25 protein-coding genes are annotated in these 24885 nt (G+C 73.9%); 13 read left to right on the top strand and 12 right to left on the bottom strand.

Going from position 1 to position 24885, the window contains the following annotated elements; translation table 11 throughout:
• Positions 1-25: 25 nt before the first annotated feature.
• Positions 26-853, bottom strand: a complete 828-nt coding sequence (locus ACZ5D2_RS38150) for a LysR family substrate-binding domain-containing protein (RefSeq protein WP_468935998.1) — start codon at positions 851-853, stop codon at positions 26-28.
• A gap of 58 nt (positions 854-911) precedes the next feature.
• Here ACZ5D2_RS38150 and ACZ5D2_RS38145 point away from each other — a divergent pair, with 58 nt between their 5' ends.
• Both ACZ5D2_RS38145 and ACZ5D2_RS38140 read left to right on the top strand, forming a co-directional pair.
• The gene (locus ACZ5D2_RS38145; protein ID WP_371679870.1) at positions 912-1316 is read left to right on the top strand and encodes a DUF5997 family protein; all 405 of its coding nucleotides are present in this window, start codon (positions 912-914) and stop codon (positions 1314-1316) included.
• An 81-nt stretch (positions 1317-1397) separates the two neighbouring features.
• Complete coding sequence (locus tag ACZ5D2_RS38140; RefSeq protein ID WP_371679869.1) at positions 1398-1997, top strand: DinB family protein; 600 nt, start codon at positions 1398-1400, stop codon at positions 1995-1997.
• 36 nt (positions 1998-2033) lie between these two features.
• Here ACZ5D2_RS38140 and ACZ5D2_RS38135 read toward each other — a convergent pair whose 3' ends face one another.
• On the bottom strand, positions 2034-2723 hold the full coding sequence (locus ACZ5D2_RS38135; RefSeq protein ID WP_468935995.1) for a response regulator: 690 nt from the start codon (positions 2721-2723) through the stop codon (positions 2034-2036).
• Positions 2720-3916, bottom strand: a complete 1197-nt coding sequence (locus tag ACZ5D2_RS38130; RefSeq protein WP_468935992.1) for a sensor histidine kinase — start codon at positions 3914-3916, stop codon at positions 2720-2722. Before ACZ5D2_RS38130 ends, ACZ5D2_RS38135 begins: the two co-directional genes overlap by 4 nt.
• A gap of 188 nt (positions 3917-4104) precedes the next feature.
• Between ACZ5D2_RS38130 and ACZ5D2_RS38125 the strand changes: the two genes are divergently transcribed.
• The 4 genes from ACZ5D2_RS38125 (at position 4105) to ACZ5D2_RS38110 (ending at position 7431) form a co-directional block, all read left to right on the top strand.
• Positions 4105-5022: an ion transporter gene (locus ACZ5D2_RS38125; RefSeq protein WP_468935989.1), complete on the top strand. Its 918-nt coding sequence runs from the start codon at positions 4105-4107 to the stop codon at positions 5020-5022.
• A gap of 93 nt (positions 5023-5115) precedes the next feature.
• Positions 5116-5895, top strand: a complete 780-nt coding sequence (locus ACZ5D2_RS38120) for an SDR family NAD(P)-dependent oxidoreductase (protein ID WP_371679865.1) — start codon at positions 5116-5118, stop codon at positions 5893-5895.
• Between the two features lie 173 nt (positions 5896-6068).
• Positions 6069-6806 (top strand): molybdopterin-dependent oxidoreductase, encoded by a 738-nt coding sequence (locus ACZ5D2_RS38115; RefSeq protein WP_356211663.1) that lies wholly within the window; start codon positions 6069-6071, stop codon positions 6804-6806.
• Positions 6790-7431, top strand: coding sequence for a cytochrome b/b6 domain-containing protein (locus ACZ5D2_RS38110; RefSeq protein WP_468935984.1), 642 nt, complete (start codon positions 6790-6792; stop codon positions 7429-7431). The genes ACZ5D2_RS38115 and ACZ5D2_RS38110 overlap by 17 nt, the downstream gene beginning before the upstream one ends.
• 16 nt (positions 7432-7447) lie before the next feature.
• Here the strand turns inward: ACZ5D2_RS38110 and ACZ5D2_RS38105 are convergent, their stop codons facing one another.
• The 6 genes from ACZ5D2_RS38105 to ACZ5D2_RS38080 all read right to left on the bottom strand — a co-directional run bounded on the left by ACZ5D2_RS38105 (position 7448) and on the right by ACZ5D2_RS38080 (position 14266).
• Positions 7448-9016, bottom strand: a complete 1569-nt coding sequence (locus tag ACZ5D2_RS38105; RefSeq protein WP_468935981.1) for a hypothetical protein — start codon at positions 9014-9016, stop codon at positions 7448-7450.
• 129 nt (positions 9017-9145) lie between these two features.
• The gene (locus ACZ5D2_RS38100; RefSeq protein ID WP_468935978.1) at positions 9146-9805 is read right to left on the bottom strand and encodes an ABC transporter ATP-binding protein; all 660 of its coding nucleotides are present in this window, start codon (positions 9803-9805) and stop codon (positions 9146-9148) included.
• The gene (locus ACZ5D2_RS38095; protein WP_468935975.1) at positions 9798-10775 is read right to left on the bottom strand and encodes an ABC transporter ATP-binding protein; all 978 of its coding nucleotides are present in this window, start codon (positions 10773-10775) and stop codon (positions 9798-9800) included. The genes ACZ5D2_RS38100 and ACZ5D2_RS38095 overlap by 8 nt, the downstream gene beginning before the upstream one ends.
• A complete protein-coding gene (locus ACZ5D2_RS38090) occupies positions 10772-11695 on the bottom strand; it encodes an ABC transporter permease (RefSeq protein WP_371679859.1) in 924 nt (307 codons plus the stop codon). The genes ACZ5D2_RS38095 and ACZ5D2_RS38090 overlap by 4 nt, the downstream gene beginning before the upstream one ends.
• On the bottom strand, positions 11688-12680 hold the full coding sequence (locus ACZ5D2_RS38085; protein WP_371679858.1) for an ABC transporter permease: 993 nt from the start codon (positions 12678-12680) through the stop codon (positions 11688-11690). Before ACZ5D2_RS38085 ends, ACZ5D2_RS38090 begins: the two co-directional genes overlap by 8 nt.
• Complete coding sequence (locus tag ACZ5D2_RS38080; RefSeq protein ID WP_468935971.1) at positions 12677-14266, bottom strand: ABC transporter substrate-binding protein; 1590 nt, start codon at positions 14264-14266, stop codon at positions 12677-12679. The genes ACZ5D2_RS38085 and ACZ5D2_RS38080 overlap by 4 nt, the downstream gene beginning before the upstream one ends.
• 229 nt (positions 14267-14495) lie before the next feature.
• Between ACZ5D2_RS38080 and ACZ5D2_RS38075 the strand changes: the two genes are divergently transcribed.
• Positions 14496-15461, top strand: coding sequence for a fibronectin type III domain-containing protein (locus ACZ5D2_RS38075; RefSeq protein WP_468935968.1), 966 nt, complete (start codon positions 14496-14498; stop codon positions 15459-15461).
• A 172-nt stretch (positions 15462-15633) separates the two neighbouring features.
• Positions 15634-17655 carry an ATP-binding protein gene (locus ACZ5D2_RS38070; RefSeq protein ID WP_468935965.1) on the top strand — a complete coding sequence of 674 codons (2022 nt, stop codon included), beginning with the start codon at positions 15634-15636 and terminating at the stop codon, positions 17653-17655.
• Between the two features lie 143 nt (positions 17656-17798).
• Here the strand turns inward: ACZ5D2_RS38070 and ACZ5D2_RS38065 are convergent, their stop codons facing one another.
• Positions 17799-17984 carry a DUF5999 family protein gene (locus ACZ5D2_RS38065; protein ID WP_100661028.1) on the bottom strand — a complete coding sequence of 62 codons (186 nt, stop codon included), beginning with the start codon at positions 17982-17984 and terminating at the stop codon, positions 17799-17801.
• Positions 17985-18139: 155 nt separating this feature from the next.
• Between ACZ5D2_RS38065 and ACZ5D2_RS38060 the strand changes: the two genes are divergently transcribed.
• Positions 18140-18562 carry an SRPBCC family protein gene (locus ACZ5D2_RS38060; RefSeq protein ID WP_371679853.1) on the top strand — a complete coding sequence of 141 codons (423 nt, stop codon included), beginning with the start codon at positions 18140-18142 and terminating at the stop codon, positions 18560-18562.
• 257 nt (positions 18563-18819) lie between these two features.
• Here ACZ5D2_RS38060 and ACZ5D2_RS38055 read toward each other — a convergent pair whose 3' ends face one another.
• Positions 18820-20049 carry an acyl-CoA dehydrogenase family protein gene (locus tag ACZ5D2_RS38055; RefSeq protein WP_468935962.1) on the bottom strand — a complete coding sequence of 410 codons (1230 nt, stop codon included), beginning with the start codon at positions 20047-20049 and terminating at the stop codon, positions 18820-18822.
• Between the two features lie 196 nt (positions 20050-20245).
• On the opposite strand from ACZ5D2_RS38055, the gene ACZ5D2_RS38050 reads away from it, so the two are divergent.
• Positions 20246-20890, top strand: coding sequence for a TetR/AcrR family transcriptional regulator (locus ACZ5D2_RS38050; RefSeq protein WP_371679851.1), 645 nt, complete (start codon positions 20246-20248; stop codon positions 20888-20890).
• Here ACZ5D2_RS38050 and def read toward each other — a convergent pair.
• A complete protein-coding gene (gene def, locus ACZ5D2_RS38045; protein WP_371679850.1) occupies positions 20887-21450 on the bottom strand; it encodes a peptide deformylase in 564 nt (187 codons plus the stop codon). The genes ACZ5D2_RS38050 and def overlap by 4 nt on opposite strands.
• Positions 21451-21573: 123 nt before the next feature.
• Here def and ACZ5D2_RS38040 point away from each other — a divergent pair, with 123 nt between their 5' ends.
• The 3 genes from ACZ5D2_RS38040 to ACZ5D2_RS38030 all read left to right on the top strand — a co-directional run bounded on the left by ACZ5D2_RS38040 (position 21574) and on the right by ACZ5D2_RS38030 (position 24797).
• Entirely contained in the window at positions 21574-22812 is a 1239-nt protein-coding gene (locus ACZ5D2_RS38040) for a Mur ligase family protein (RefSeq protein WP_266837476.1), read from the top strand.
• 30 nt (positions 22813-22842) lie between these two features.
• On the top strand, positions 22843-23571 hold the full coding sequence (locus ACZ5D2_RS38035; protein WP_100661023.1) for a type 1 glutamine amidotransferase: 729 nt from the start codon (positions 22843-22845) through the stop codon (positions 23569-23571).
• Between the two features lie 197 nt (positions 23572-23768).
• Positions 23769-24797 (top strand): 6-phosphofructokinase, encoded by a 1029-nt coding sequence (locus ACZ5D2_RS38030; RefSeq protein ID WP_280920392.1) that lies wholly within the window; start codon positions 23769-23771, stop codon positions 24795-24797.
• The last annotated feature ends 88 nt before the right edge of the window (positions 24798-24885 follow it).

Below are 24885 nucleotides of genomic sequence, written 5' to 3'. Positions count from 1 at the left end.
GGGCGGGCGGACGGACGGCCCGGCGTCAGGGACGGCGGCGCGGCTTGCCGCGCTTGGCGGCCTTGGGCGCGGCGGAACCGCCGCGGGGGTTCTTGCCGGACGTCTTCCCCGTCGCCTTGCCGCCCGTGCCGGCGCCCGGCTTCGCTCCGGTCCGGCCCGCGCCCGACTTGCCCGCGCCCGGCTTGCCCGTGCCCGACTTGGCCGCACCGGCCTTGCGCTGCTTGGGCTGGGGCGGCGTCGGCGGACGGCCGCGGGTGCTGTTCACGGTCCGTCCCCGGACGATGCCGATGAACTCCTCCACCAGATCGGTGGTCCGCTCCTCGGGCCAGGACAGCGCGATGCGCGACTCGGGGGCGTCGGTGACCGTCCGGTAGGTGAGGTCCTTGCGGTGGTGCAGGCGGGCGAGGGACTGCGGAACGACGAGGACGCCGATGCCCGCGGCCACCAGCTCGATCGCGTCCGCCGTCGTGGCCGGGCGTTCGAAGGCGGGACGGCCCGGGAGGGTCTCCCAGCCGAGGACGTCGTCGAGGGGGTGCAGCACGATCTCGTCGGCCAGGTCCTCGGTCGACACCTCCTCCACGGCAGCCACCAGGTGGTCCTTCGGGATCACCACCACGGTGGTCTCGGTGTAGAGGGGGATCGCGCTGAGGTCCGCCCGGTCCACGGGCAGCCGCACGAATCCGGCGTCGGCGCCGCTGCCGCGCAGCGTGTCGAACGCCTCTGCGGCGGACACGCCCACGAGGGTCAGCGGGACGTCGGGCAGCCGCTCGTTCCAGATCCGCACCCACTTCGTGGGCGTCACTCCCGGGACGTAGGCGAGCCGGAACGAAGGGGGTACATCCGAGCCTGTCACTCCGCCAGGTTACCGGTCGTGGTCGGAGGTAGCGCACACGCTCGATACCCTTGACACCATGACCTCGCACCAGAGCACCCAGACGATGAAGCCCGCGACCGCGGCGAAGAAGCTGGGTGTGTACCTCGAAGCCACCCCCGCAGAGTTCCAGGAGGGTGTGGTTTCGCGCTCCGAGCTGAACGCACTCCAGTCCGAGCCGCCCGCGTGGCTGGTGGAGCTGCGCCGCAACGGCCCGCACCCGCGGCCCGTCGTCGCGGCGAAGCTCGGCGTGTCGATCGCCGGTCTCGCGCGCGGCGGCGTCACCGAGGCCCTGACCACGGAGCAGATCGAGGCCATCAAGCAGGCCGACCCGGAGTGGCTCCAGAAGGAGCGCGCCACTCAGGCCGACGTGCGCAAGGAAGCCGTGCGCATCAAGGAGAAGAACGCCCAGAAGGCGCAGAAGCAGGCGGGCGGCTCCCAGTAGCGGGCCCCGGGGGCGCGGGACGCCTGCGGCGTCCGCAGAAAATCCGGTGACCACGGAGCCCCCGGCCACCAGACTGGCCCGATGATCACATCGGACGCCAAGAAGGACCTGCAGATCTACCTCCAGGACGCCCGCGAGGTCCTGCTGTGGAAGCTCGACGGACTCTCCGAGTACGACGTCCGCCGGCCCGTGACCCCGACCGGCACCAATCTGCTGGGGCTGGTCAAGCACGCGGCCGGCGCCGAGGCCCTGTACTTCGGCGCCGCCTTCGGGCGGCCCTTCGAGGCGACGGGGTTGTGGATCACCGGCGACGCCGAACCCAACGCGGACCTCTGGGCCACGGCCGACGAGACCCGTGAGCGGATCACCGGCCTCTACCGCGCGGCCTGCGCGCACGCGGACGAGACGATCGGGGCGCTCGGCCTCGACGCCGTGGGCAGGGTGCCCTGGGGGGCCCGGGACGAGGTGACCCTCCACCACAGCCTGGTCCACATGATCGCCGAGACCGACCGGCACGCCGGGCACGCGGACGTCCTGCGGGAGCTCATCGACGGCACCACCGGCCTGCGGACCGGGAGCGAGAGCCTGCCGGAGCGCGACGCGGCCTGGTGGCGGGCCCACCGGGCCCGGGTCGAGCACGCGGCCCGGGAGGCCGGCCGCCTCGATGGCTCGGCGCCCTGAGCACGGCCCGCCCGGGACCCCGCGGGGCGCGGCGGCTCAGCCGGGCGGTGCGACCAGCCCCGCCTCGTAGGCCGTGATCACCAGCTGGACCCGGTCCCGGGCGCCCAGTTTGCCGAACAGCCTCGCCACGTGGGCCTTGGCCGTGGCCACGGAGATGAACAGCTCCTCGGCTATCTCGGTGTTCGACAGACCCCGCCCGACCAGGACGAGGACCTCCCGTTCCCGGTCGGTGACCCCCGGGAGCGGGCGCTCCGGCGTCCGCGGCGGCCGGGCTCCCGCTCCGGCCCCGCCCTGCGGACCGCGGACGAAGTCCGCGATCAGCCTGCGGGTGACCCCGGGGGCGATCAGGGAGTCCCCGGCGGCCACGACCCGGATGGCGGCGAGGATGTCGTCCAGGGCCATGTCCTTGACCGCGAACCCGCTCGCGCCCGCGCGCAGCGCCCCGTAGACGTGTTCGTCCTCGTCGAAGGTGGTCAGGACGAGGATCCTGGGCGCGCCCGGCCGCGCGGTGATCCGCCGGGTGGCCTCGATGCCGTCCATTCCCGGCATCCTGATGTCCATCACCACCACGTCGGGGACGTGTTCGGCCGCGAGCGCCACGGCCTCCGCACCGGTGCCGGCCTCGGCGACCACCTCCAGGTCGGCGGTGTCGGCGATGAGCACGCGCAGCCCGGAGCGCACCAGCGGCTGGTCGTCGACGAGCAGCACGCGTACGGGACCGGTCACCGGGCCGCCTCCGTCCGCACGGCGGGCAGCGGCAGCTCGGCCGCGACGCGGAAGCCGCCCTCGGGGCGGGGTCCGGCGCTGAAGCGGCCGTGCAGCAGGCTGACCCGTTCGTACATGCCGGTGATGCCGAAGCCGCTCTTCCCGGCGCGCGCGGACACCCCCCGGCCGTCGTCGAGGACCTCCACGCGCAGTTCCTCCGCCGAGAAGTCGAGGCCCACCCGGGCCCGGACACCGCCGCCCGCGTGCCGGACCACGTTCGTCAGCGCCTCCTGCACGATGCGGTACACCGACAGGTCGATGTCCGGCGGGAGGTCGCGCCGCTCGCCCGTGGTGCGTACGTCGACCCGTACCCCGGAGTCGGCCAGCGAGGCCGCGAGGGCGTCGAGGTCGGCCAGGCCGGGAGCCGGCCCCGTCGGGGCGTGGCCGCCCTCCGCGTCGGGCTGGGCCCGGCGCAGGGCGACCAGGGTCCGGCGCAGGCCCGCCAGGGTCTCGCGGCTGGTGGTTTCGATGGCGTCGAGGGCCTTGCGGGCCTCGGCCGGCTGGGTCTCGATGACCCGGCTGCCGACCCCCGCCTGGATGGCGATCACGCCGATGCTGTGGGCGACCATGTCGTGCAACTCCCGTGCTATGCGCAGACGTTCGGCGGTGAGGGCCTCGGACACCGCGGACTCGCGCAGTTCTGCGCTGTGTTCGCGGCGCTCGCGCAGCAGCAGACCGGCCATGCCGCAGGCGCCCAGCGTCAGGAGGGTGACGAGCAGGCTGCCGGTCACCTCGTACGGGCCGTGGGCCAGGCCGGCGACGCCCGGCAGTTCCACCAGCACCACGGCGGCGCCCGCGAGGGCCGAGGCCCGGCGGGTGCGGGTGGCGACGACGATCCCGAAGACGATGGCCACGGGAACGTAGACGAGGTGGCGGTCGGTCGTCAGGTCGCCCCGCTGCACCCCGTAGGCCACGACCGTGGCGGCCGTCAGGGTGAGGGCCAGGGCCGCGAGGGGACGGCGCCGCAGCAGGCCCGCGAGCAGGCTGAGCCCCAGGGTCAGGACGCCGGCCCTCAGCAGTCCGGTGGCGTCGGGGGTCCCGCCGATGAGCAGCAGCGCCGTGAGCCCGTAGAGGAACGCCCCGCCCCAGTCGGGGAGGGCATGGCCCCACCTCCCGCCCGTCGTCGGCGGAGCGCTCTGCCTTGTTCTGTCCATGTCGCGACAGTAACGGGGGGCTCCCGCCCGGGCATCGGCCCGGGGGCGTACGCCCCCGGGCGGGTCCCGCTTGGTTGAAACCCGTTCCGCCGTGCGGCGTTAGAAGGGCGGAGCGGCGCGGGCGCACGAGCCCCGCGCCGGTCGGGCCCTTGTCCATACGAGTGCGACGAACGAGTACGAGGAGCGAGATGAACCAGCCGACGCAGGCCGGACCCGGCCGCAGGAGACTGGCGGCCCACTGCCGGAGGATCGCCGAGGACCCGTCCTTCGGGATGGCCGTCTTCGTCGTGATCCTGCTCAACGCGGGACTGATGGGCGCCGAGACCTACAGCGGGCTGGCCGACGCGCACCGCCGGGTCCTGCAGCTGGCGGAGACCGGCTGCCTGACCCTGTTCACCCTGGAGATGCTGCTGCGCCTGGGCGCGTACGCGGACCGGCCGAAAGCATTCTTCCGGGATCCCTGGAACATCTTCGACCTGCTGATCGTCGCCTCGGCCTTCCTGCCGTTCCTGCGCGAGAACACCACCGTGCTGCGGCTGCTGCGGCTGGCCCGCGTGCTGCGCACCGCCCGGTTCCTGCCCCACCTGCGGATCCTGCTGCTGGCCGTGGGGCGCAGCCTGCCGGGCACGGCCAGCTTCCTGTTCGTCGGGGCGCTGGTGCTCTACGTGTACGCGATGGTCGGCTGGGTCTGCTTCGCGCAGTCCGACCCGGGCCACTACGGGTCGATCGGGCGGGCCATGCTCACCCTGTTCCTGCTGACCACCCTGGACGGCCTGACCGATGCCGTCCGGGCCGGTCTGGAGATCTCCCGGTTCAGCATCGTCTACTACGCCTCCTACGCGCTGCTCGCCTCCTTCGTGCTGGTCAACGTCCTGATCGGCGTGGTGCTCAACTCGCTCGACGAGGCGCGCGAGATGGAGGAGGCCGAAGCCCGGGCCCGGGAGCGCGCGGCGAACGACACGGATCCGGCCGAAGAGGTCCGCGACCGGATCGTCGCGGCCCGCCTCGCCCTGGACGACCTGGAGGCGAGCCTCTCCCGGATCCGCGCCACCCCGGAACCGCTCCCGGAACGCGAGCGGGAGCGCCGCCTCGAATCGGCCGTCTAGAGGACCCGGCCCTCGCGTTCCCCCGGTCTCGTCGTCGGTCCGCACGTACAGTGCGGTCACGAGGGGACCGGGGCGGCACAGGGGGAGACGATCGTGGCGGAATGGGACGGCAGGACCGCACTGGTGACGGGCGGCTCGCGCGGGATCGGGCGCGCGGTCGCCCTGCGGCTCGCCGCCGAGGGGGTGCTGGTCGCGGTCCATTACGGCGGCGGCCGAGAGGCCGCCGCGGAGACCGTGGCGCTGATCGCCGAGGCCGGTGGCCTGGCGTTCGCCGTGCGGGCCAGGTTCGGCGAGATCGGGGCGGTGGACCGGCTGTTCGAGCAACTCACGGCCGGGCTGGCCGACCACGGCGCCGAGGGGCTGGACATCCTGGTCAACAACGCGGGCATCCACTCGGTCGGTTCGATCGGGCAGCTCACCGAGGAGGAGTTCGAACGTCTGCTCGCGGTCAACGTGCGCACGCCGGTCTTCGTGATCCAGCGGTCGTTGCCGCTGCTGCGCGACGGCGGACGGATCGTCAACATGGGCTCGGCGGCAACCCGGATCGCGAACCCCCTCCAGATCGGCTACACCGTCACCAAGGCGGCCCTGGCCTCTCTCGGCCCCTCGCTCGCCAACGAGCTGGGCCGGCGCGGGATCACCGTGAACACGGTCGAACCCGGGGTGGTACTGACCGACATGACCGCCGGGTGGACCGGCGCTCCCGAGGCGGTGGCCGGACTCGAATCGATCACCGCGCTCGGACGGATCGGCGAGCCGGGGGACGTAGCGGACGTGGTGGGATTCCTGGCGGGTCCGCAGGGCCGCTGGGTGACCGGCCAGACCATCGACGTCTCCGGCGGCACCTACCTCGGCCCGATCACGGGCGGGTGATCCGCCGCCCGGGGCGGGTGCCGGCACGTCGACGTCGGACCGGGCGGGGTGGAGCCCCCGATCCGCCCGTCCGGCCGCGGCCCCGCCGCCGGGGCCCGCCGGAATGTGACGGAAGTCTGACGGACGGCCGCCGCGCCTGGTGTCCGGGCCCGTACCGGTGGTCGAATCATCGGGTGAGCACGGATACGCGTACGCAGGACCCCGACGGGCACGGTGCCCCCGTCGGGCGGCGGCTGCTCCTCGGCACCGTCGCGGCCGGCGCCGCCGCACTGGTCGCCGCGCCCGCCCTGCGCCGGGGCGTGGAGGCCGGGCTGGGGGCGGCCGCCGACCGGGACCCGACCGGTCTGACCGGGCTGCTGCCGAACGGCGGCGGGTTCCGGTACTACTCGGTCGCCGCGTCCGTGCCGGAGCGCGGAGCCGCCGACTACCGACTGCGCGTCGACGGCCTGGTGGAGCGGCCGATGACGTACGACCTGGCCGCGCTGCGCCGGCTGCCGCAGACCCGGGTGGTCCGCGACGTGCAGTGCGTGACCGGCTGGCGGGTCCCCGGCACCTCCTTCGAGGGCGTCCCGGTGATGCGCCTGCTCGACGCGGCGGGGGTGCGGCCCGAGGGCCGGGCCATCCGGTTCACCTGCTTCGACGGGACGTACACCGAGAGCCTCACCCTCCCGCAGGCGCGGCGCGACGACGTCATGGTGGCCCTGAGCATGCAGGACCGGCCGCTGGAGCACAGCCACGGCGGCCCGGCCCGGCTGTACGTGGCGCCCATGTACTTCTACAAGTCGGCGAAGTGGCTCTCGGGCATCACCGTGACCCGCGAGGCCGAACCCGGCTACTGGGAGGAGCTCGGTTATGACGTGGACGCCTGGGTCGGCCGGTCGAACGGACGCGACGATGCCCCGACCGTCTGAGGCCGGGCCGTCCGAAGCCCGGCCGTCCGGCCCGGCCGAGCGGGTGCGGCGGTTCACCCGGGCCGAGCGCTGGGTGCACCGGGCCACGGCCGCCCTCATGGGGATCTGCGTGGTCACCGCCGGCTGCCTGTACCTGCCGCCGCTCGCCGAGCTGGTCGGGCGTCGGCACCTGGTGGTCACGGTCCACGAGTGGGCCGGTCTGGCACTGCCCGTGCCCGTACTGCTGGGGCTCGCCTCGCGCGCCTTCCGGACCGACCTGCGGGTGCTGAACCGCTTCGGCCCGCACGACCGGGTCTGGCTGCGCTCCGCGCTGCGCCGCCGGGGACCGCGCCCGGCCGGGAAGTTCAACGCCGGCCAGAAGCTCTGGGCGGCCTGGCTCGCCGGGGCGGTGCTGGTGATGCTGGGCACCGGGCTGCTGATGTGGTTCACCCGGCTCGCGCCGCTGCTGTGGCGGACCGGCGCCACCTTCGTCCACGACTGGCTGGCCCTGGCGCTGGGCGTCGTACTGGCCGGGCACATCGGCAAGGCCCTGGGCGATCCGGAGGCCCGGCGCGGGATGCGCACCGGTTTCGTCGGGCGGTGGTGGGCCGACACCGCGCATCCGCTGTGGCGGCCCGGGGACTGAGCCCCCGCCGGCCGGGTCAGCCGCCGTCGCGGACGGCGACGATGCCGTTGAACACGCCGACGTAGGCGGTGCCGTCGGGACCGAGGGTGATCGGAGCCCAGTTGTTGTCGTACAGCGGCCCGGTTCCGGTCAGCTGCCGCCAGCGGCGCTCACCGGTGCGGAAGTCCACCGCGGTGAGGTACCAGGCGTCGATGCCCCAGGAATTGGGCTCCTTCTCGTAGAAATAGAGCAGCCCGTTGCCGGTGGAGAGCTTGGGGACGACGGAGGGCGAGCGGATCGCGCTCTGCCACACCGTGTCGCAGCCGCTGCCGTCGGCACGGACGTCGATGCGGCTGACGCCGCCGGTGACCGACTTGCCGAGGAGCAGCGAGGTGGGGTTCTCGTAGCCGTAGTTGTTCTCGACGACGATGCTGTTGCCCCAGGTGATCAGGGAGTTGTCGGTGGTCGAGGCGCCGGATCCGAAGACGGGCACCTTGCAGACGAGCCGCCGGTCGGCGGGGACGTCCGCGCCCCGCCTGTAGACGAGGACGTTCATCCGGTCGTCGGCGTTGTCGGTGATGGCGACGTAGCCGTCGCCGAAGAGGTCCGGTGTGGTGCCCGAACCCTGGTTCACGGAGCCGGGCTTGGTGCCGGTCCCGCGGTCGTACGTCTGGCGCCACTGCGCCTCGGGGGTGCCGTCGGCGGTGGCGCGGAAGCCGTAGAGCGCGTGGTCGGTGACGATGGAGACCCCGTCCTCGGCGACCGAGAAGGAGTTCTGGATCTCCTCGCCCTCCAGGTGGATCGAGCGGATCGCGCCCGTGCCCGGGTCGACGGTGCCGACGCGGCCCTGCCGGGTGACCCACCAGATACGGCCGTTCCAGTCGGGCATGACGGAGGTGACCGGGTCGCAGGTGCCGCTGGGCCACAGGTTGGTCCAGCCGACGCAGTCGTGGGGCACCCGGCCGGTGAGGTCCCAGTCGTTCTCGACGGTGAACTTCCAGCTGCCGTCGGGGTCCTGGCGGTGGGCGAGGCGCAGGACGTGCTGGCGGGAGTCGGCCAGCACGGCCCGGTCCTGGTCGTCCAGGTAGAAGTAGGCGCCGCCGGAGGTGTCCTTGAAGATCTTCGCGAAGTCGAGGGAGGTGATCGCCTCGACCGTCGAAGAGCGCTGCGGTAGCTGGTACTCCGCGAGCGTGGCGAGCGTGCGGGGCTCCAGGAGCTTGACCTTGAAGCCGGAGAAGGTGCCGCAGACGGTGACGAGCCGGCCGCCCGCGTCGAAGGTGGCGGTGGCGCACTCACCGCCGAGGGCGGCGATCTTCTCGCTGGTGACCCGCGGGTTCCTGCCGAGCGGGCCGGACCAGGGGGAGGTGGCGCTGCCGGCCGCGTCGGAGTGCATGCCGCTGCGGCCGTTGGGCGCGAGGAAGGGGTGCTGCGGCGGGGCTTCGCCGGGCAGCGGCGCCGCGGCGGCGGGGCTCCCCTCGTAGTGGCCGACCAGGCGGTGGCCGGGGGCCTGGGGGATCTCCTCGGCATGGGCCGGGGAGATCCCGCCGATCACCGTCAGGGCGGCGACGGCGGGGGCCACGGCGCAGTTCAGCGCTCTTCGGAACATCCGGTCGTCCTCCTTGTTCCATGGTGTTGTTGACATTGCGTCTGACATCGCGCCGCCGCCCGACGCTAGAGCGCGCTGTCCGAGGAGTCCATGGATGGTCCGGATGATTCACGTGGGCGCAACAGTCGGTCATCCGTGCGCGATGTCGCTCCAGCGGGCCGTACGGTCGCACCACCGGCCGAGCAGCACCGGATCGTGGCCCACCGCGAGCAGTCCCGCTCCGGTCTCCCTCCGGTACTCCTCCACCACCGCGACCAGGGCCGCCGTGGTGGAGGCGTCGAGCATCGCGGTCATCTCGTCGCAGACCAGCCAGCGCGGCCGCAGCACCAGGGCGCGGGCCACGCAGGCGCGTTGCAGCTGGCCGTCGCTGACCTCGTGGGGGCGCCGGGCGAGGAGCTCCGGGCCGAGGCCGACCCGCTCGGCCAGTTCGGCGACGGTCGCCCGCGCCCCGCCCGCGCGGCCCGTGGCCCGCAGCGGCTCCGCGACGAGGTCGCGCAGTCTGAGGCGGGGGTCCGCGGCGAGCCTGGGCTGCTGGAAGACGACGCCGACCTCGGTGCGCAGGGAGCGCGGGGCCCGGTGCCGGAAGCCGGTCACGGTGCGGCCGCCGAGGACCACCGTCCCCCGGTCGGGCCGGTGCAGCAGGGCGGCGACCCGGGCCAGGGTGGACTTGCCGCAGCCGCTGGGCCCGAGCAGCCCGAGGGCCTCGCCGGGTCGCAGCGCGAGGTGTGCGTCGCGGACGACGGGCCGGCGGCGGTCGTAGCCGGCGGTGATGCCCCGGAGCTCAAGCACGGTGGCAGGCCACCCCTTCGGTCAGCGGGGGCCGCACGGCCCGGCAGGTGGTGTCGGCCAGGGCGCAGCGGGGGGCGAAGGCACAGCCGGGCGGCAGGTCGCCGAGTTCGGGCGGGGCTCCGGGGATCGGGGTGAAGGCGCGCTCGGGGAGGGCGTCGAGCAGGCCGCGGGCGTAGGGGTGGCGGGGGCCGGGTGCGCCGAAGAAGGCGTCGGCGGGGGCGAGTTCCACGATCCGGCCCGCGTACATGACGGCGACGGTGTCGGCGACGCGCCGGGCCGCGGCGAGGTCGTGGGTGATCATCAGCAGGGCCCGGCCGGCGTCCCGGGTGTGGGCGCGCAGTTCGTCGACGGTGCGGTCGACGAGATCCCGGTCGAGACCGGTGGTCGGCTCGTCGGCGAGGAGCAGGGGGGCGTCCCCGACGAGCGCGAGGGCGGTGGCGGCGCGCTGGGCGAGGCCTCCGGAGAGTTCGTGGGGGTGGTGGTCGAGGTGGTCGGCGGGGAAGGCGGCCCGTGCGGCGGCGGTCTCGGCGGCCGCCCGTAGCCGCGCCTTCCCGCCCTGCGGGGCGAGCAGTTCCCGGACGGTCTCCTGGAGCTGGGAGCGGACGGTGCGGACCGGGGTGAGGTGCGCGGCGGGGCTTTGCGGGACCAGGCCGACGCGTCGGCCGCGGACGGTGCGGGCCAGGGTCCGCTCGTCGGCGGCGAGCAGGTCGAGGCCGTCGGCGAGCCGGGCCGACCCGGCGGTCTCGGCGTTGCCGGGGAGCAGGCCGAGGAGCGCGGAGGCGAGGACGGACTTGCCGCAGCCGCTCTCGCCGACGAGGACGAGGCAGCTGCCGGGGGCCAGCTCGAAGGCGGCGTCGGTGACGGCCTCGACGTGGCGTCCGCCCCGCGTGCGGAAGCGGACACTGAGCCCCTCCACGCGCAGGACGGGGACCGGACGCCCGGCGGGCGGGGGTGCGGGGTGGGGGCTCACAGGGTCAGCTCCGAACGGCGCCGGGGGTCGAGCCGGTCGTGCCAGGCACCGGCGAGCCCGGCGAGGGCCAGGGTGGGGACGATGAGCAGCAGCCCGGGGAAGAGGGTGGGCCACCAGTCGCCGGCCAGGAGCGGGCCGCGCGCGTCCTGCACGAGGGTGCCGAGGCTGGCCTGACGGGCGGGCAGGCCGAGGCCGAGGAAGGACAGGGCGGACTCGTGCCACATGGCGTGCGGGATCATCAGCACCGCGGCCAGCCCGGCCCGGGGCAGCACCCCGGGCACCAGGTGGCGTACGGCGACCCGCCACCGCGAGGCGCCGCCGGAGACGGCCGCGTCCACGAACGGGCGCCCGCGCAGGGAGAGCACCTCGGCACGCACGATCCGGGCGGTGGACAGCCAGTGGGTCAGCGCCACGGACACCACCACGGGCCAGACGCCGGGCCGGAACAGGGCCACGACGAAGATGCCGAGCAGCAGGTGCGGGACCGAGGAGAGGGCGTCGACGCCGCGCATGACGAGCCGGTCGGTCCAGCCGCCCAGCGCCCCGGCCGCCGCGCCCACCGCCGTACCGAGCACGGTCGCGGCGAGCGCCGCCACCAGGCCGACCAGCAGGGAGACGCGCAGCCCGTAGACGCAGCGCAGCAGCAGGTCGCGGCCCATGCCGTCGGTGCCGAAGGGGTGGTGCGGGGACGGTGGCAGCAGCTTCGCGGAGAGGTCGACGGCCTGCTGGTCGAGTTGTGCCAGCGGGGGCACCAGCAGGACGGCCAGGGCGAGCAGGGCCAGCACGGCCGCCGAGGCGCGCAGGCGCAGGGTGCGGGTGGAGCGGCGGTCCGGCCCGTGGCGGCGCCACTTCACGGGGTCCGCGGGGGCGCCGGGGGCCGTGCCCGCGGGGACTCCGGTCGCGCCGGGGAGGTCAGCCATCGAAGCCCACCCTCGGGTCCGCCAGCCCGTACAGCAGGTCGGACAGCAGGTTCCCGGCCAGCACCGCGGCGGTGGCCAGGACGGTCAGGGCGGCCAGCAGCGGGAAGTCCACCGAGGTGGCGGCCTGGACGGTGGCGGCCGCGATGCCGGGCCAGCTGAACACGGTCTCCACCAGCAGGGCCCCGGTGATCAGCTCCGGCACGCGGGAGCCGATGAGCGTCAGCACGGGGAGCATCCCGGAGCGCAGCCCGTGGCCGAGCAGGACCCGCCGCTCGGACAGGCCCCGCGCCCGGGCCCCGCGAACGGGGTCCTCCTCCAGCGCGTCGGCCACGCCTTGGCGCACGTAGAGGTAGAACCAGGGCATTTGGGAGAGGCCGAGGACCAGCGCGGGCAGCACCAGGTGCGAGGCGACCTGCCCGGCGGTGACGGTGTCGGCGGCGGCGTCGGTGAGTCCGCCGGACGGCAGCACGCCGAGGCGGACCGCGAACAGCCAGACGGCCAGCAGCCCGAGCCAGAAGGCGGGGGCCGCCTCCAGGACGTAGGCGAGGGCGGTGGCGACCCGGTCGAGGGGGCCGCCCCGGCGGCGGGCGGCGAGTACGCCGAGGGCCGTGGCCGGCAGCAGGGCCACGGCGAAGGCGCAGCAGGCGAGCAGGGCCGACCAGCCCAGGCGTCCGGTGATGACGTCGGCGACGGGCTGGCGCAGGACGGCGGAGGTGCCGAGGTCTCCGGTGAGCGCCGAGGTGAGCCAGTCCCACCAGCGCGCGGTGAACGGCCGGTCCACGCCGAGGTTGGCGCGCAGCTGGTCGAGTTCGGCCTGCGAGGCGGTCAGGCCCGCGGTGCCGGCGTAGGCCTTGACGGGGTCGAAGGGGGACAGGGCGGCGGCGGCGAAGACGCCGAAGGTGACGAGGAGCAGGACGGGGGCGGCGAACAGGGTCCGCCGCCCCGCCATGCGCGCCATCGGCCCCCAGGGGAGGCCGCGGTTCACGGCTGCTTCGGCTTCCAGTGCTCGACGTTCCACCAGGGGCCGGAGCCGAGGCCGTGGTCGTGGGGTTCGACCTGCGTGCTGGGGCCGTCCCAGCGGTCGTTCACGACGTAGAGGTGGTCGATGTGGGTGAGGAAGACGTAGCCGGGGTTCTTGACGAGCTCGCGCTGCACGGTGTCGTACGCGGTCTTGCGGACGGCCGGGTCGCCGCTCCTGCGGGCGTCGGCCAGCGCCCGGTCGACGACCGGGTTGTCGTACCGGGCCATGTTGTTGAAGCCGTCGCCCGCGAGGGAGGAGGTCAGCAGCGGGTACTGGTCGAAGTCGGGGTCGGCCGGGGAGCCGCCGCCGGCGAGGACGGCGTCGGTCTTCATCCGGGGTTCGATGACCTCCCAGGTCCCGGCCTCGGTCGTGACCTCGACGCCCGCCTTGCGGGCGTCGGAGGCGAAGGCCAGGGCGTGGTCCTGGCGGATCTTGTCGCCGGTGGTGTACCAGAGCGGGAAGGAGGCGCGGACCCCGTCCTTGACGCGGACGCCGTCCGCGGCGGGCTTCCAGCCGGCATCGTCGAGGATCCTCTTCGCCCGGCCGGGGTCGTACGCGCGTTCCGTGCCGGGCGTGAACCAGGGGCTGTCCGTGGGCACCGGGCCGTGGGCGGCCTTGCCGGCGCCGTCCAGGAGCTTGTCGACCATGGTCGCGCGGTCGACGGCGATGTCCAGGGCCTGCCGGACGGCCGGGTCGCCGGTGACCGGGTGGTGCGTGGGGAGGGTGACGTCGCGGTAGTCGAAGGTCTTCGCGGCGAACGTCCTGCGCGTGCGGTCCCCGGCGAAGCCGGCGGCCAGGTTCGGGGGCAGGATCGCGGCGTCCAGCTCGCCGGAGCGCAGCCGGGTGGCGCGCACGTCGTCATCCTTGATCACGGCCATCGTGAACTTCTTCACGGCGGGCTCGCCGCCCCAGTAGGACGGGTTGGCCCTGAAGGAGATCTTCTCACCCTTGGACCAGCCGGTGAGCACGTACGGTCCGGTGCCGACGGGCCGGGTGGTGAAATCGCCGCTGTTGACGTCCTGCTTCCCGGCGACGTGCTCCGGGGCGATGGGCAGGACGGTGCGTTCGGCGAAGGGGGCGTAGGGGTACTTCAGGGTGAAGACGACCCGGTCCGGGCCCTGTGCGGTGACGCTTTCGACCGCGTCGAGTTCGGTCCTGGAGGCGTTGTTCGTCGCCGGGTCCAGGATGGTGCGGTAGGTGAACTCGACGTCGGCGGCCGTGAAGGGCTCCCCGTCGCTGAACTTCACTCCCTGGCGCAGCCGGTACGTGTACGTGCGGCCGTCGGCGGAGACCTCGGGCAGGGCCTCGGCCAGGGCGGGCCGGAGCTTCATGTCCGCGTCGTGGGTGAGCAGCCCGTCGAAGATCTTGGAGTTGCCGTCCTTGCCGTAGCCCAGCAGCGGGCTGAGGCTCTCCGGCTCGGTCGCGATGCCGACCACGGCGGAATCGGCCGGCCGGGCCGGCCCCGAGGGGTTCGCGCAGGCCGTCACGCCCGTGATGAGTGCGGTGGCGAGCGCGGCTCCGGCCGCTCCCCGTACTGTCCGGGCCGTCATGCTGTGCACATCCCTGTTTACGGTCATCTGTTATTGCAAAGAGATCGCAATAATGTCAGACGGGTTCAGAAGAAGACGAATCCGGCCACACCGCCCCTCTCGGGACCCCCTGCCGGCCCGTGCCGCCGGCCGCCGGCGGCACGGGTCTTGCCCGGTCGGCGCCGCGCGTGCCATATATGTCTAGACCTTTACGAGGTCACCGTGGCAAGGAAGCGCAGGAAGGCCCCCCGTGCGACGCACCGCTCCCCCGCACCCCCTCCCCCTGGCCCTCGCGCTCTGCCTGGCGGCCGGCGCGCTGGCCGGGTGCGGCTCCGGCGACACCCGCCCCCCGCACGCACCCGCCGGGCTCACCGCCCAGGCGGGCAGCGCCACTTCGGTCCACGTGATGTGGGAGTCGGCCGCGCCCGCCGACCGGGTCACCGCCTACCAGGTCTTCCGGGCCGGACAACTGGTCCGGGAGCTGCCGGCCGACCGGACGATGGTGGACGTGACCGGTCTCGCACCCCGGACGGCCTACGAGTTCACCGTCCGCGCCCGCGACGCCGCCGGGAACCGCTCCGCCCCCAGCGCGCCCGTACGGGCCACCACCCCGGCGGCGAGGGCCGAGGACCACGCGGCCCCCACCGCCCCGCCCTCCACCGACGGCCGCGCCGAGGGCCCCCGGACGGTCCGGCTCGACTGGAGCCCGGCCACGGACGACACGGGCGTGACCGCCTACGACGTCTACCAGGGCGGCACCCGTATCCACACGGCCGGCCCCGCCGAGCGGGGCACCTCGCTGACCGGCCTGCAGCCGGGCACCGCCTACTCCTTCACCGTCCGCGCCCGGGACGGGGCCGACAACTCCTCACCCGACGGCCCCGCCGTCGCCGTGACCACCCCGGCCGACCCCGCCCGGGCCCCGGACACCGCACCCGGCGCCTTCGCCGCGACCGCCTCCCCCGGCGCGGTCGACCTGAGCTGGAACCCGCCGGACACGGGGCGCCCCACGGGCGAGTACCAGCTCTACGTCAACGACCGGCCCGTCACCGTCATCCAGTTCGGGGCCGGAGCCGTGCCGGCCGGCCGGGCCTCCTACCGGCTCACCACCGCGGAACCGGCCGGGACCGCCTGGACCCTGAAACTCCGCGCCCGCCTGCCCGACGGCAACTGGGGAGCCTTCTGCGAGCAGCGCCGGATCACCCTCGCCGGCTGAGGCGGACGACGCCGGCCGGCCCGCCGTCACCCGCACGGCGCACGGCGATCCGAAGCGAACGGCCGTGCCGTGAAAGAAGATCGCGCACAATACATCCGTGTTCGGTGAGTACTCGGTCAACGACAATCAGGCAGACTCCGCGGGTGTCGGCCCTGCGCCAGACTCTGGCGCCGTGCCGGGAAATCTGCCGCCGGACGTGGCGAGCTTCGTCGGCCGGGAGGGTGAACTCACCCTGCTCGGGCGCTTGTTGGGCGAACGAAGACTGGTCACCCTGACCGGGGTCGGCGGCGTGGGCAAGTCCCGCCTCGCCCGACGCGCCGTCGGCCGGGCCGCGGCCCGGCGCGACGGGATCTGGTGGGTACAGCTCTCGCCGCTGCGCGACCCCAGACTGCTCACCACCACCGTGGCCCACGCCGTCGGTCTCGCCGACCACTCCGCACAGCCCCTCGACGAGGAACTGTGCGCGTGGATGGCCGACAAGGAGATCCTCCTCGTCCTCGACACCTGCGAACACCTCGTCTCCGAGGTGCGGCACCTGGCGGGCGAACTCCTGCAGTCCGCCCCGGGCCTGACGGTGCTGACCACCTCCCGGGAGCGGCTGGGCTCCCCCGGCGAGCGGGTGGTCGAGGTCCGCCCGCTGCCCTCCGAGGGCCCCGACAGCGACGCCCTGACCCTCTTCCGGGCCCGCGCCCTGGCCGCCGCCCCGGAGGCCGCCGCCGCCGTCTTCGCGGACCCGGACCGCACCCGCACCGCCGCCGAGGTCTGCCGCCGCCTGGACGGCATCCCGCTCGCCCTGGAACTGGCGTGCGCCCGGCTGCGGTTGTGGACGCTGGAGCAGATGGCGCAGCGCCTGGGCGCCCGCTTCGAGGTGCTCGCCGACACCCGGGCCGCGCACCTGCCCCGGCACCAGACCATGCGCACCGCCATCGGGTGGAGCCACGAGCTGTGCGAGCCCGTGGAGCGGCTGCTGTGGTCCCGGCTGTCGGTGTTCACCGGCGACTTCGACGTGGCCGCCGCCCGGGCCGTGTGCTCCGGCGGGCCGCTGGCCCCGGGCCGGGTGGAACGGGTGCTGGAGGGGCTGGTCTCCAAGTCCGTCGTACGCCGCTCCCAGGAGAGGGGGGCGGGCGCCCGCTACCTGATGCTGGACACCATCCGCGAGTTCGGCCGCGACTGGCTGGCGGAGCTGGGCGAGGTACGGTCCGTCGCCGACCGGCACGCCCACTGGTACGCCGCGCTGTCGCAGGCCGCCGACGAGGGCTGGATGGGGCCCGGCCAGGTGGACTGGTACCGCAGGATGACCGCCGAGCACGCGCAGCTGCGCACCGCCCTGGAGCACCTGCTCGCCGCCGACCCGGCCGCGGCCCTGGAGATGGCCGGCGCCCTGTGGTTCTTCTGGTTCGCCTGCGGGCACGTCCACGAGGGCCGCCGCTTCCTGGAACGGGCCCTGGACGAGGCCCCGCCCGGGGGCGCCGCCCGGGCCCAGGGGCTGTGGGCCCTCGGCCTGACGATGCTGCTCCAGGGCGACATGGACCCGGCCCTGGAGACCGGCCTGCGGTGTGCCCGCGCCGCCGCCCCGCTCGGCGACCCCGAGCCGGAGCTGCGCGCCGCCTACCTGCGGGCCGTTTCGGTCCTGATGCCGGGCGACCCGACGACGGCGATCGCGCTGGCCGGACCCCGGGCGAGGGCGGGCCACGGCGGCCGCACCAGCGGCACGGGCTGGCTGCTGTGCCGGCTGGCCACCGGATACGCCCTGTGCGACCTCGGGCGCTACGAGGAGGCCTCCGAGGAGGCCCGGGGGCTGCGGGAGTCCTGTGCGGAGCTGGGAGAGCGCTGGCTGCGGGCGTACGCGGACTACATCCTGGCCGTCGCGGCGCTGGGGCTCGGCCAGCACGGGGAGGCGGCCCGCCACGTGCGGGCGATGCTTTCGGGGAAGCGGCTGCTGGGCGACCGCTTCGGCATCGCGCTGGGCCTGGACGTGCTCGCGGCCGCGGTGGCGGCCCTGGGCGACGGGGAGCTGGCCGCGCGGCTGCTCGGCACCGGGCACGCCTGGTGGCGCACGGTCGGCCGGCCGCAGATGGGCTCGCCCTCGTTGACCGCCCTGCGGGACCAGGGCGAACGGCAGGCGAGGGCGGCGATCGGCGACGCGGCGTACGAGACCGCGTTCCTGGGCGGTACTGAGGCGTCCACCGGCTGATCGCCTTCCGGTGGACGCCGTAATGCCGGGGCTCCCGTCAGTACGGGAGGGGTCTGCCCGACGGTGTGCGCAGGTCCAGGTCTCGGGGGGCGGGCTTGGGGACGGGCTTGCGGATCAGCTGCTGGCGCATGCTGCCTCCTCGCTCAGACCAGGGCCGGCCGACGGGGTTCCACCGTCCGGCCTTCGGGGAGCAGTTCACCGGTGTCGTCGAACACCACCACGCCGTTGCAGAGCAGGCTCCAGCCCTGTTCGGGATGGGAGGCCACGACGCGCGCGGCCTCGTGGTCGGCGCTGTCGGCGGGCGGGCAGGGGGGCTGGTGGGAGCACATGGCGCACCTCCTCGCAGTGTGGGGCGGGAGGGCCGGTGGTCACCCGGTCGAATCCGCGATCCACGGTGGCGGTGAGTATTACTGATCGCCGCCCCCGGACGGAACCCATATTCGAGGTCCAGTTCAGGGTGTGTATGCCCGCTTACCATGCGCTCATGCCCGTCATCCGGATCATTCGCCGCAGCCCGCTCGCGCCGGCCGACGCCTGGAGGCGGGTGACGGACTGGGAACGCCACGGCGCGCAGGTCCCGCTGACCCGCACGATCATCGTGACCCCGCCGCCGACGCGTGCCGGAACCCGCTTCACGGCCCGTACCGGAGTGGCCGGAATCACCTTCGACGACCCGATGGAGGTCGTGCGCTGGGAGCCGCCCCGGCTGGTCCGGCTCGAAAAGCGCGGCCGGGCGGTGACGGGCTGGGCCGAGATCGAGGTCCGTCCGGGCCCCGGCGGGGGCTCCGAGGTCCTCTGGCGGGAGGAGGTCCGGGTACGGGGCCTGCCCCGGCTCCTGGACCCCCTGACGGCCCGCGTCGGCCACGCCCTGTTCGCCCGCGCCCTCACCCGCCTCCTGCGCGGCTGAGCCCCCGCCCGGGGCGCGACGGCCCCGGGGGCCCAGGGTCCGCACGCCACCCGACGACCGGCCCGGTTCCACAGCCCGCACGCCACCCCGCCGCGGCGGGGTGGCCCCACGGCCCGCACGCCACCCCGCGGCGGGGGCGCCCACGGGGGCCCGTACGCCATCGCGGCGCGGGCGCACGGGTGCCGCCCTGCGGCCCCGGGCGGCCCCACGGCGGCGCAGGGCCCGGGGCCACCGGCCCCGCCCCCGTACCGCCGCGGCTAGCGGATCGGCATGCCGGAGAGCGTCCGCGCGATCACCAGGCGCTGGATCTCGCTCGTCCCTTCGAAGATCGTGTAGATGGCCGCGTCGCGGTGCATCCGCTCCACCGGGTACTCCCGGGTGAAGCCGTTGCCGCCGAGGATCTGCACCGCCTGCGCGGTGACCTTCTTGGCCACCTCGCTCGCGTACAGCTTCGACATCGAGCCCTCCGCCGCGGTGAAGGGCCTGCCGGCGACCGCCATCCACGAAGCGCGCCACACCAGCAGCCGGGCCGCGTCGATCTGCGTGCGCATGTCCGCGAGCTGGAAGGCCACGCCCTGGTTGTCGATGATCGGGCGGCCGAACTGGGTGCGGGTCTTCGCGTAGTCGAGGGCGACCTCGTACGCGGCGCGGGCCGTGCCGACCGCCATCGCCCCGACCGCGGGCCGGGAGGCCTCGAAGGTGGCCATCGCGGCGTTCTTCACCCGCTCGCCGCCGCCGGCCGCCGCCCGCTCACGGGCCCGCGCCAGGCGCTCGTCGAGCTTCTCCTTGCCACCGAGCAGGCAGGACCCGGGCACCCGTACGTCCTCCAGGACCACTTCCGCGGTGTGCGAGGCGCGGATGCCGTGCTTCTTGAACTTCTGGCCCTGCGAGAGGCCGGGCGTGCCCGGCGGCACGATGAAGGAGGCGTGCCCCTTGGTGCCGAGCTCGGGGTCGACCACGGCGACGACGATGTGGACGTTGGCTATGCCGCCGTTGGTCGCCCAGGTCTTGGTGCCGTTGAGCACCCACTCGTCCTTGGCCTGGTCGTACACGGCCCGGGTGCGCATCGCGCCGACGTCGGATCCGGCGTCCGGCTCGGAGGAGCAGAAGGCGGCGACCTTCACGTCGTCCGGGGTGCCGTACATCTGCGGGATCCAGGTGCCGATCTGCTCCTCGGTGCCGTTGGCGACGACGCCGATGGCCGCGAGTCCGGTGCCCACGATCGACAGGGCGATGCCCGCGTCGCCCCAGAAGAGCTCCTCCATGGCCATCGGGACGCCGAGGCCGGTGGGGTCGAAGAACTGCTGGGCGTAGAAGTCCAGGGAGTAGATGCCGACCTTGGCGGCCTCCTGGATGACGGGCCACGGGGTCTCTTCGCGCTCGTCCCATTCCGCGGCCGCGGGCCTGATCACGTCCGCGGCGAAACCGTGGATCCAGTCGCGGACCTGCTTCTGGTCCTCGTTGAGCTCCATGGTGAACTCCGCCATGTCCCCTCCAGCTGTCTCACACCGCCACCGGCAGACCCACGTCCGCGAGTTACTGCGGGTAACCTGAACAATGGCCACAGTCTGTTACCGGCCGGTAAGCACTGTCAAGCGACGCCGATTCGATCGCGAGGGTGTGCGGGGTGTTACGTTGCGTGGGCGTCACGCACCATCGCAAGGGCGGGGAGAGAAACACGTCATGCACACCACTGCGCAGGCCGGTGAGCCGGGAGCGGCCGAACGCCGTCGGCGGGAGCTTCTGGAGGCGGCGGACCGCGTCGTGCTGCGGGACGGCCCCAAGGCCTCGATGAACGCCATCGCCGCCGAGGCGGGCATCACGAAGCCCATCCTCTACCGGCACTTCGGCGACAAGGCGGGGCTCTACCAGGCCCTCGCGGTCCGGCACACCGACGCCCTGCTGGACTCGCTGCGGGCCGCCCTCGACGCGCCCGCCGAGCGGCGCCGCCGGGTGGAGGCCACCCTCGACACCTATCTCGCCGCCATCGAGGCCCGGCCCCAGGTGTACCGGTTCCTGATGCACCCGGCCGAGGACTCGCAGAGCACCGAGCGCGGCTTCGACGTGGGCCTGCACTCGGCCCCGCTGCTGCGCCGGCTCGGCGAGGAGCTGGCGCAGGTCATCGGCGAACGCGTCGACCTCGGACCGGGCGGCGAACGCACGGCCCGGATCTGGGGCCACGGCATCGTCGGCATGATGCACGCGGCCGGGGACTGGTGGCTCGGCGAACGCCCCTGCGGCCGGGCCGAGCTGGTGGCCGGCCTCACGGACCTGCTCTGGGGCCGGCTCGCCACCGCGGGCAACCGCCTGGACGGCCCCGGGTTCTAGCTTCGGCCCCTGTCGTCGCGGGCGGGACCCCACGGCGCCTTGCGGACGGCCCGGCGCAGCCGGCGGGCGCGCAGCCCGGTCACCCGGTCCGCGTACACGGTGCCGTCGAGGTGGTCGCACTCGTGCTGGAGGCACCGGGCGAAGAAGCCGGTGCCCTCGATCCGCACCGGGGAACCGTCCGAGGTCACCCCCTCGACGACCGCCCGGTCGAAGCGGACGGTGCCCGCCTCCAGGCCCGGGAGGGACAGGCAGCCCTCCGGGCCGCGGAACTCGTCCCCGTCGGCGAGGACCAGACGCGGATTGACGACGTGGCCGACGTGGCGGACGTCATCGTCGTCGGGGCAGTCGTAGACGAAGACCCGCTGCCCGACGCCGACCTGGTTCGCGGCGAGGCCGACGCCCTCGGCGGCGTACATCGTGGCGAACATGTCCTCGATGAGACGGTCGAGTTCGGGGCCGAAGGCGGTGACCTCCGCGCAGGCGGAATGGAGCACCGGATCACCCAGCAGGCTCATGGTGCGGACGAGTCCGGTGGTACCGGGGATGGGGCGCTGTCGCATGGCCGTAAGGGTACGACGGGCGAATATATGAGGAGATCCGCGGCGTCCCTGGGGCGCCGCGGTCAAGGCCCCGGCCGGTACTGGATAGGCTGGGGCCGACCGACGCAAGGAGGACAAGGGACGATGGCAGGCAACACGGAGCCGCTTTCGCCGCGGGCCAAGCTGGCCGTGACGGCGGGCAAGGCCGCGGCGGCGGTGTCGCGGGCCGCGGGACGCGGAAGCGGATCGGTGATCGGTGGCAAGGTCGCACTCAGGCTGGACCCCGATCTTCTCGGCGCGCTGGCGCAGCATCTCGATGTCGTCCTCGTCTCCGCGACGAACGGCAAGACCACGACGACCCGCCTGATCGCGGAGGCCCTGCGGGCCAGCGGTCCGGTCGTCTCGAACGCGCTGGGCGCCAACATGCCGGCGGGCATCACCTCCGCCCTGGCCGGCGGCTCGGACGCCAAGTACGGCGTCATCGAGGTCGACGAGAAGTACCTGGCCGGGGTGGCCCGGGACGTCACCCCCAAGGTGATCGCCCTGCTGAACCTCTCCCGCGACCAGCTGGACCGCGCGGCCGAGACCCGCATGCTCGCCGAGAAGTGGCGCGAGGGCCTCCAGGGCTCCAAGGCCGTGATCGTGGCGAACTGCGACGACCCGCTGATCGTGTGGTCGGCGTCGTCCTCGCAGAACGTGGTGTGGGTGGCGGCCGGCCAGGAGTGGAAGGACGACGCCTGGTCGTGCCCCTCCTGCGGCGGCGTCATGCAGCGACCGGGCGACGACTGGTTCTGCGGGGAGTGCGGCTTCCGCCGCCCCACCCCGAGCTGGGTGCTCTCCGGCGACCACGTGCTCGACCCGCACGGCAGCGCATGGCCGATCCACCTCCAGCTGCCGGGCCGCGCGAACAAGGCCAACGCCGCCACCTCGGCCGCCGTGGCCGCCGTGTTCGGCGTGCCCCCGCAGGTCGCGCTGGAGCGCATGTACCAGGTCCAGGCCGTGGCCGGCCGCTACGACGTGGTGAACTTCATGGGCCGTGAGCTGCGGCTGCTGCTCGCGAAGAACCCGGCGGGCTGGCTCGAAACGTTTTCGCTGATCGACCCGCCGCCCACGCCGGTGATCCTTTCGGTGAACGCGCGCGGCGCCGACGGCACGGACACGTCCTGGCTGTGGGACGTGGACTACCCGCGCCTCGCCGGCCACCCGATCTTCGTGATCGGCGACCGCAAGCTGGACCTCGCGGTCCGCCTGGAAGTGGCCGGTCTGGACTTCCGGGTCTGCGAGACCATCGACGAGGCCGTGCAGCTGGCGCCGCCCGGTCAGATCGAGCTGATCGCCAACTACACCGCCTTCCAGGACGTGCGCCGCCGCGTCGGCAACTAGCACCCCGTCAGAACCGCAGAGGACAAGAGCATGAGCGACAACAGCCTGCGTCTGGTGTGGGTCTACCCGGACCTGCTCAGCACGTACGGAGACCAGGGCAACGCCCTCGTGGTGGAGCGCCGGGCGCGCCAGCGCGGCCTGGACGTGCAGCGCGTGGACGTGCGCAGCGACCAGCCCATCCCCACCTCGGGCGACATCTACCTGATCGGCGGCGGCGAGGACCGGCCGCAGCGGCTGGCCGCGGAGCGGCTGCTGCGCGACGGCGGCCTGGAGCGCGCCGTCTCGAACGGGGCGATCGTCTTCTCGGTGTGCGCCGGGTACCAGATCCTCGGCAAGGAGTTCGTCAACGACATGGGCCAGCGCCAGGAGGGGCTGGGCCTGCTGGACGTCGTGACCGTGCGCGGCGAGGGCGAGCGGTGCGTCGGCGACGTGCTGGCGGACATCGACCCGCGCCTGAACCTGCCGCCGCTGACGGGCTTCGAGAACCACCAGGGCGTCACGCACCTGGGTCCGACCGCCAAGCCCTTCGCCCGGACCCGGCTGGGCCGCGGCAACGGCACCGGCGACGGCACCGAGGGCGCGTACAGCGACACCGTCTTCGGCACGTACATGCACGGCCCCGTGATGGCCCGCAACCCGCTGATCGCCGACCTGCTGCTGAAGCTGGCCCTCGACGTGAACGCGCTGCCGCCCCTGGACGACCGCTGGTACGAGGCCCTGCGCAACGAGCGCATCGCGGCGGCCACGCAGCCCGCGTAGCCCGCCCGGCACCTGCCGTACCGTCCGTCGGCCCGGATCCCCCAGGGGGTCCGGGCCGACGTCCGTTCGTACAATTGTTCTGACCAGCATGTGGAGGATGGTTCAGTCCACCGGGAATCCGCTTGTAGGCTGGCAGGTAGTTCCAACCGGACGACGTGGTCCGGTCGTCGGCCCACGTTGCAAAGGTTCTTCCTGCCATGCGCATTGGTGTGCTCACTTCCGGCGGCGACTGCCCCGGCCTCAATGCCGTCATCCGTTCCGTCGTGCACCGCGCCGTGGTCGACCACGGCGACGAGGTCATCGGCTTCCACGACGGCTGGCGCGGCCTGCTGGAGTGCGACTACCGCAAGCTCGACCTCGACGCCGTGGGCGGCATCCTGGCCCGCGGCGGCACCATCCTCGGCTCCTCCCGCGTCCAGCCCGCGCACCTGCGCGACGGCGTGGAGCGGGCCCGGGGGCACGTCGCCGACCTCGGCCTGGACGCGATCATCCCGATCGGCGGCGAGGGCACCCTGAAGGCCGCCAACCTGCTCGCGCAGGGCGGACTGCCGATCGTCGGCGTGCCGAAGACCATCGACAACGACATCGCCTCGACGGACGTCACCTTCGGCTTCGACACCGCCGTGGGCGTCGCCACCGAGGCCCTGGACCGGCTGAAGACCACCGCCGAGTCCCACCAGCGCGTGATGGTCGTGGAGGTCATGGGCCGCCACACCGGCTGGATCGCCCTGCACTCGGGCATGGCGGCGGGCGCGCACGCGATCGTCGTGCCGGAGCGCCCCTTCGACATCGAGGAGCTGACGGCGATCGTCGGCGAGCGCTTCTCGGCGGGCAAGCGGTTCGCGATCGTCGTGGTCGCCGAGGGCGCCAAGCCCGCTCCGGGCTCCTCGATGGCCGTCGAGGAGGGCGGTACGGACATGTACGGGCACGAGCGGTTCGCCGGCATCGGCAACCGGCTCGCCGTCGAGCTGGAGGCGCGGCTCGGCAAGGAGGCCCGTCCGGTCATCCTCGGCCACGTCCAGCGCGGCGGCACCCCCACCGCCTACGACCGCGTCCTCGCCACCCGCTTCGGCTGGCACGCGGTGGAGGCGGCGCACCGGGGCGAGTTCGGGATGCTGACGGCCCTGCGCGGCACCGACATCGTGATGGTGCCGCTGGCCGAGGCCACGTCGACCCTGAAGACCGTTCCGGCGGACCGGTACGAAGAGGCACAGAACGTCCTGTGATGTTTCCCCCCTGCTGAGTGGCGGGGGAAGGGGGGGGGGGGGAGGGGGGGGGGGGGGGGAGGGGGGGGGGGGAGAGAAAAAAAAGGGG

The sequence above is a fragment of the Streptomyces sp. NPDC031479 genome, from assembly GCF_055581065.1.
The sequence above is the reverse complement of the archived record's forward strand: the minus strand, read 5'-3'. Positions and strand labels throughout refer to the sequence as shown.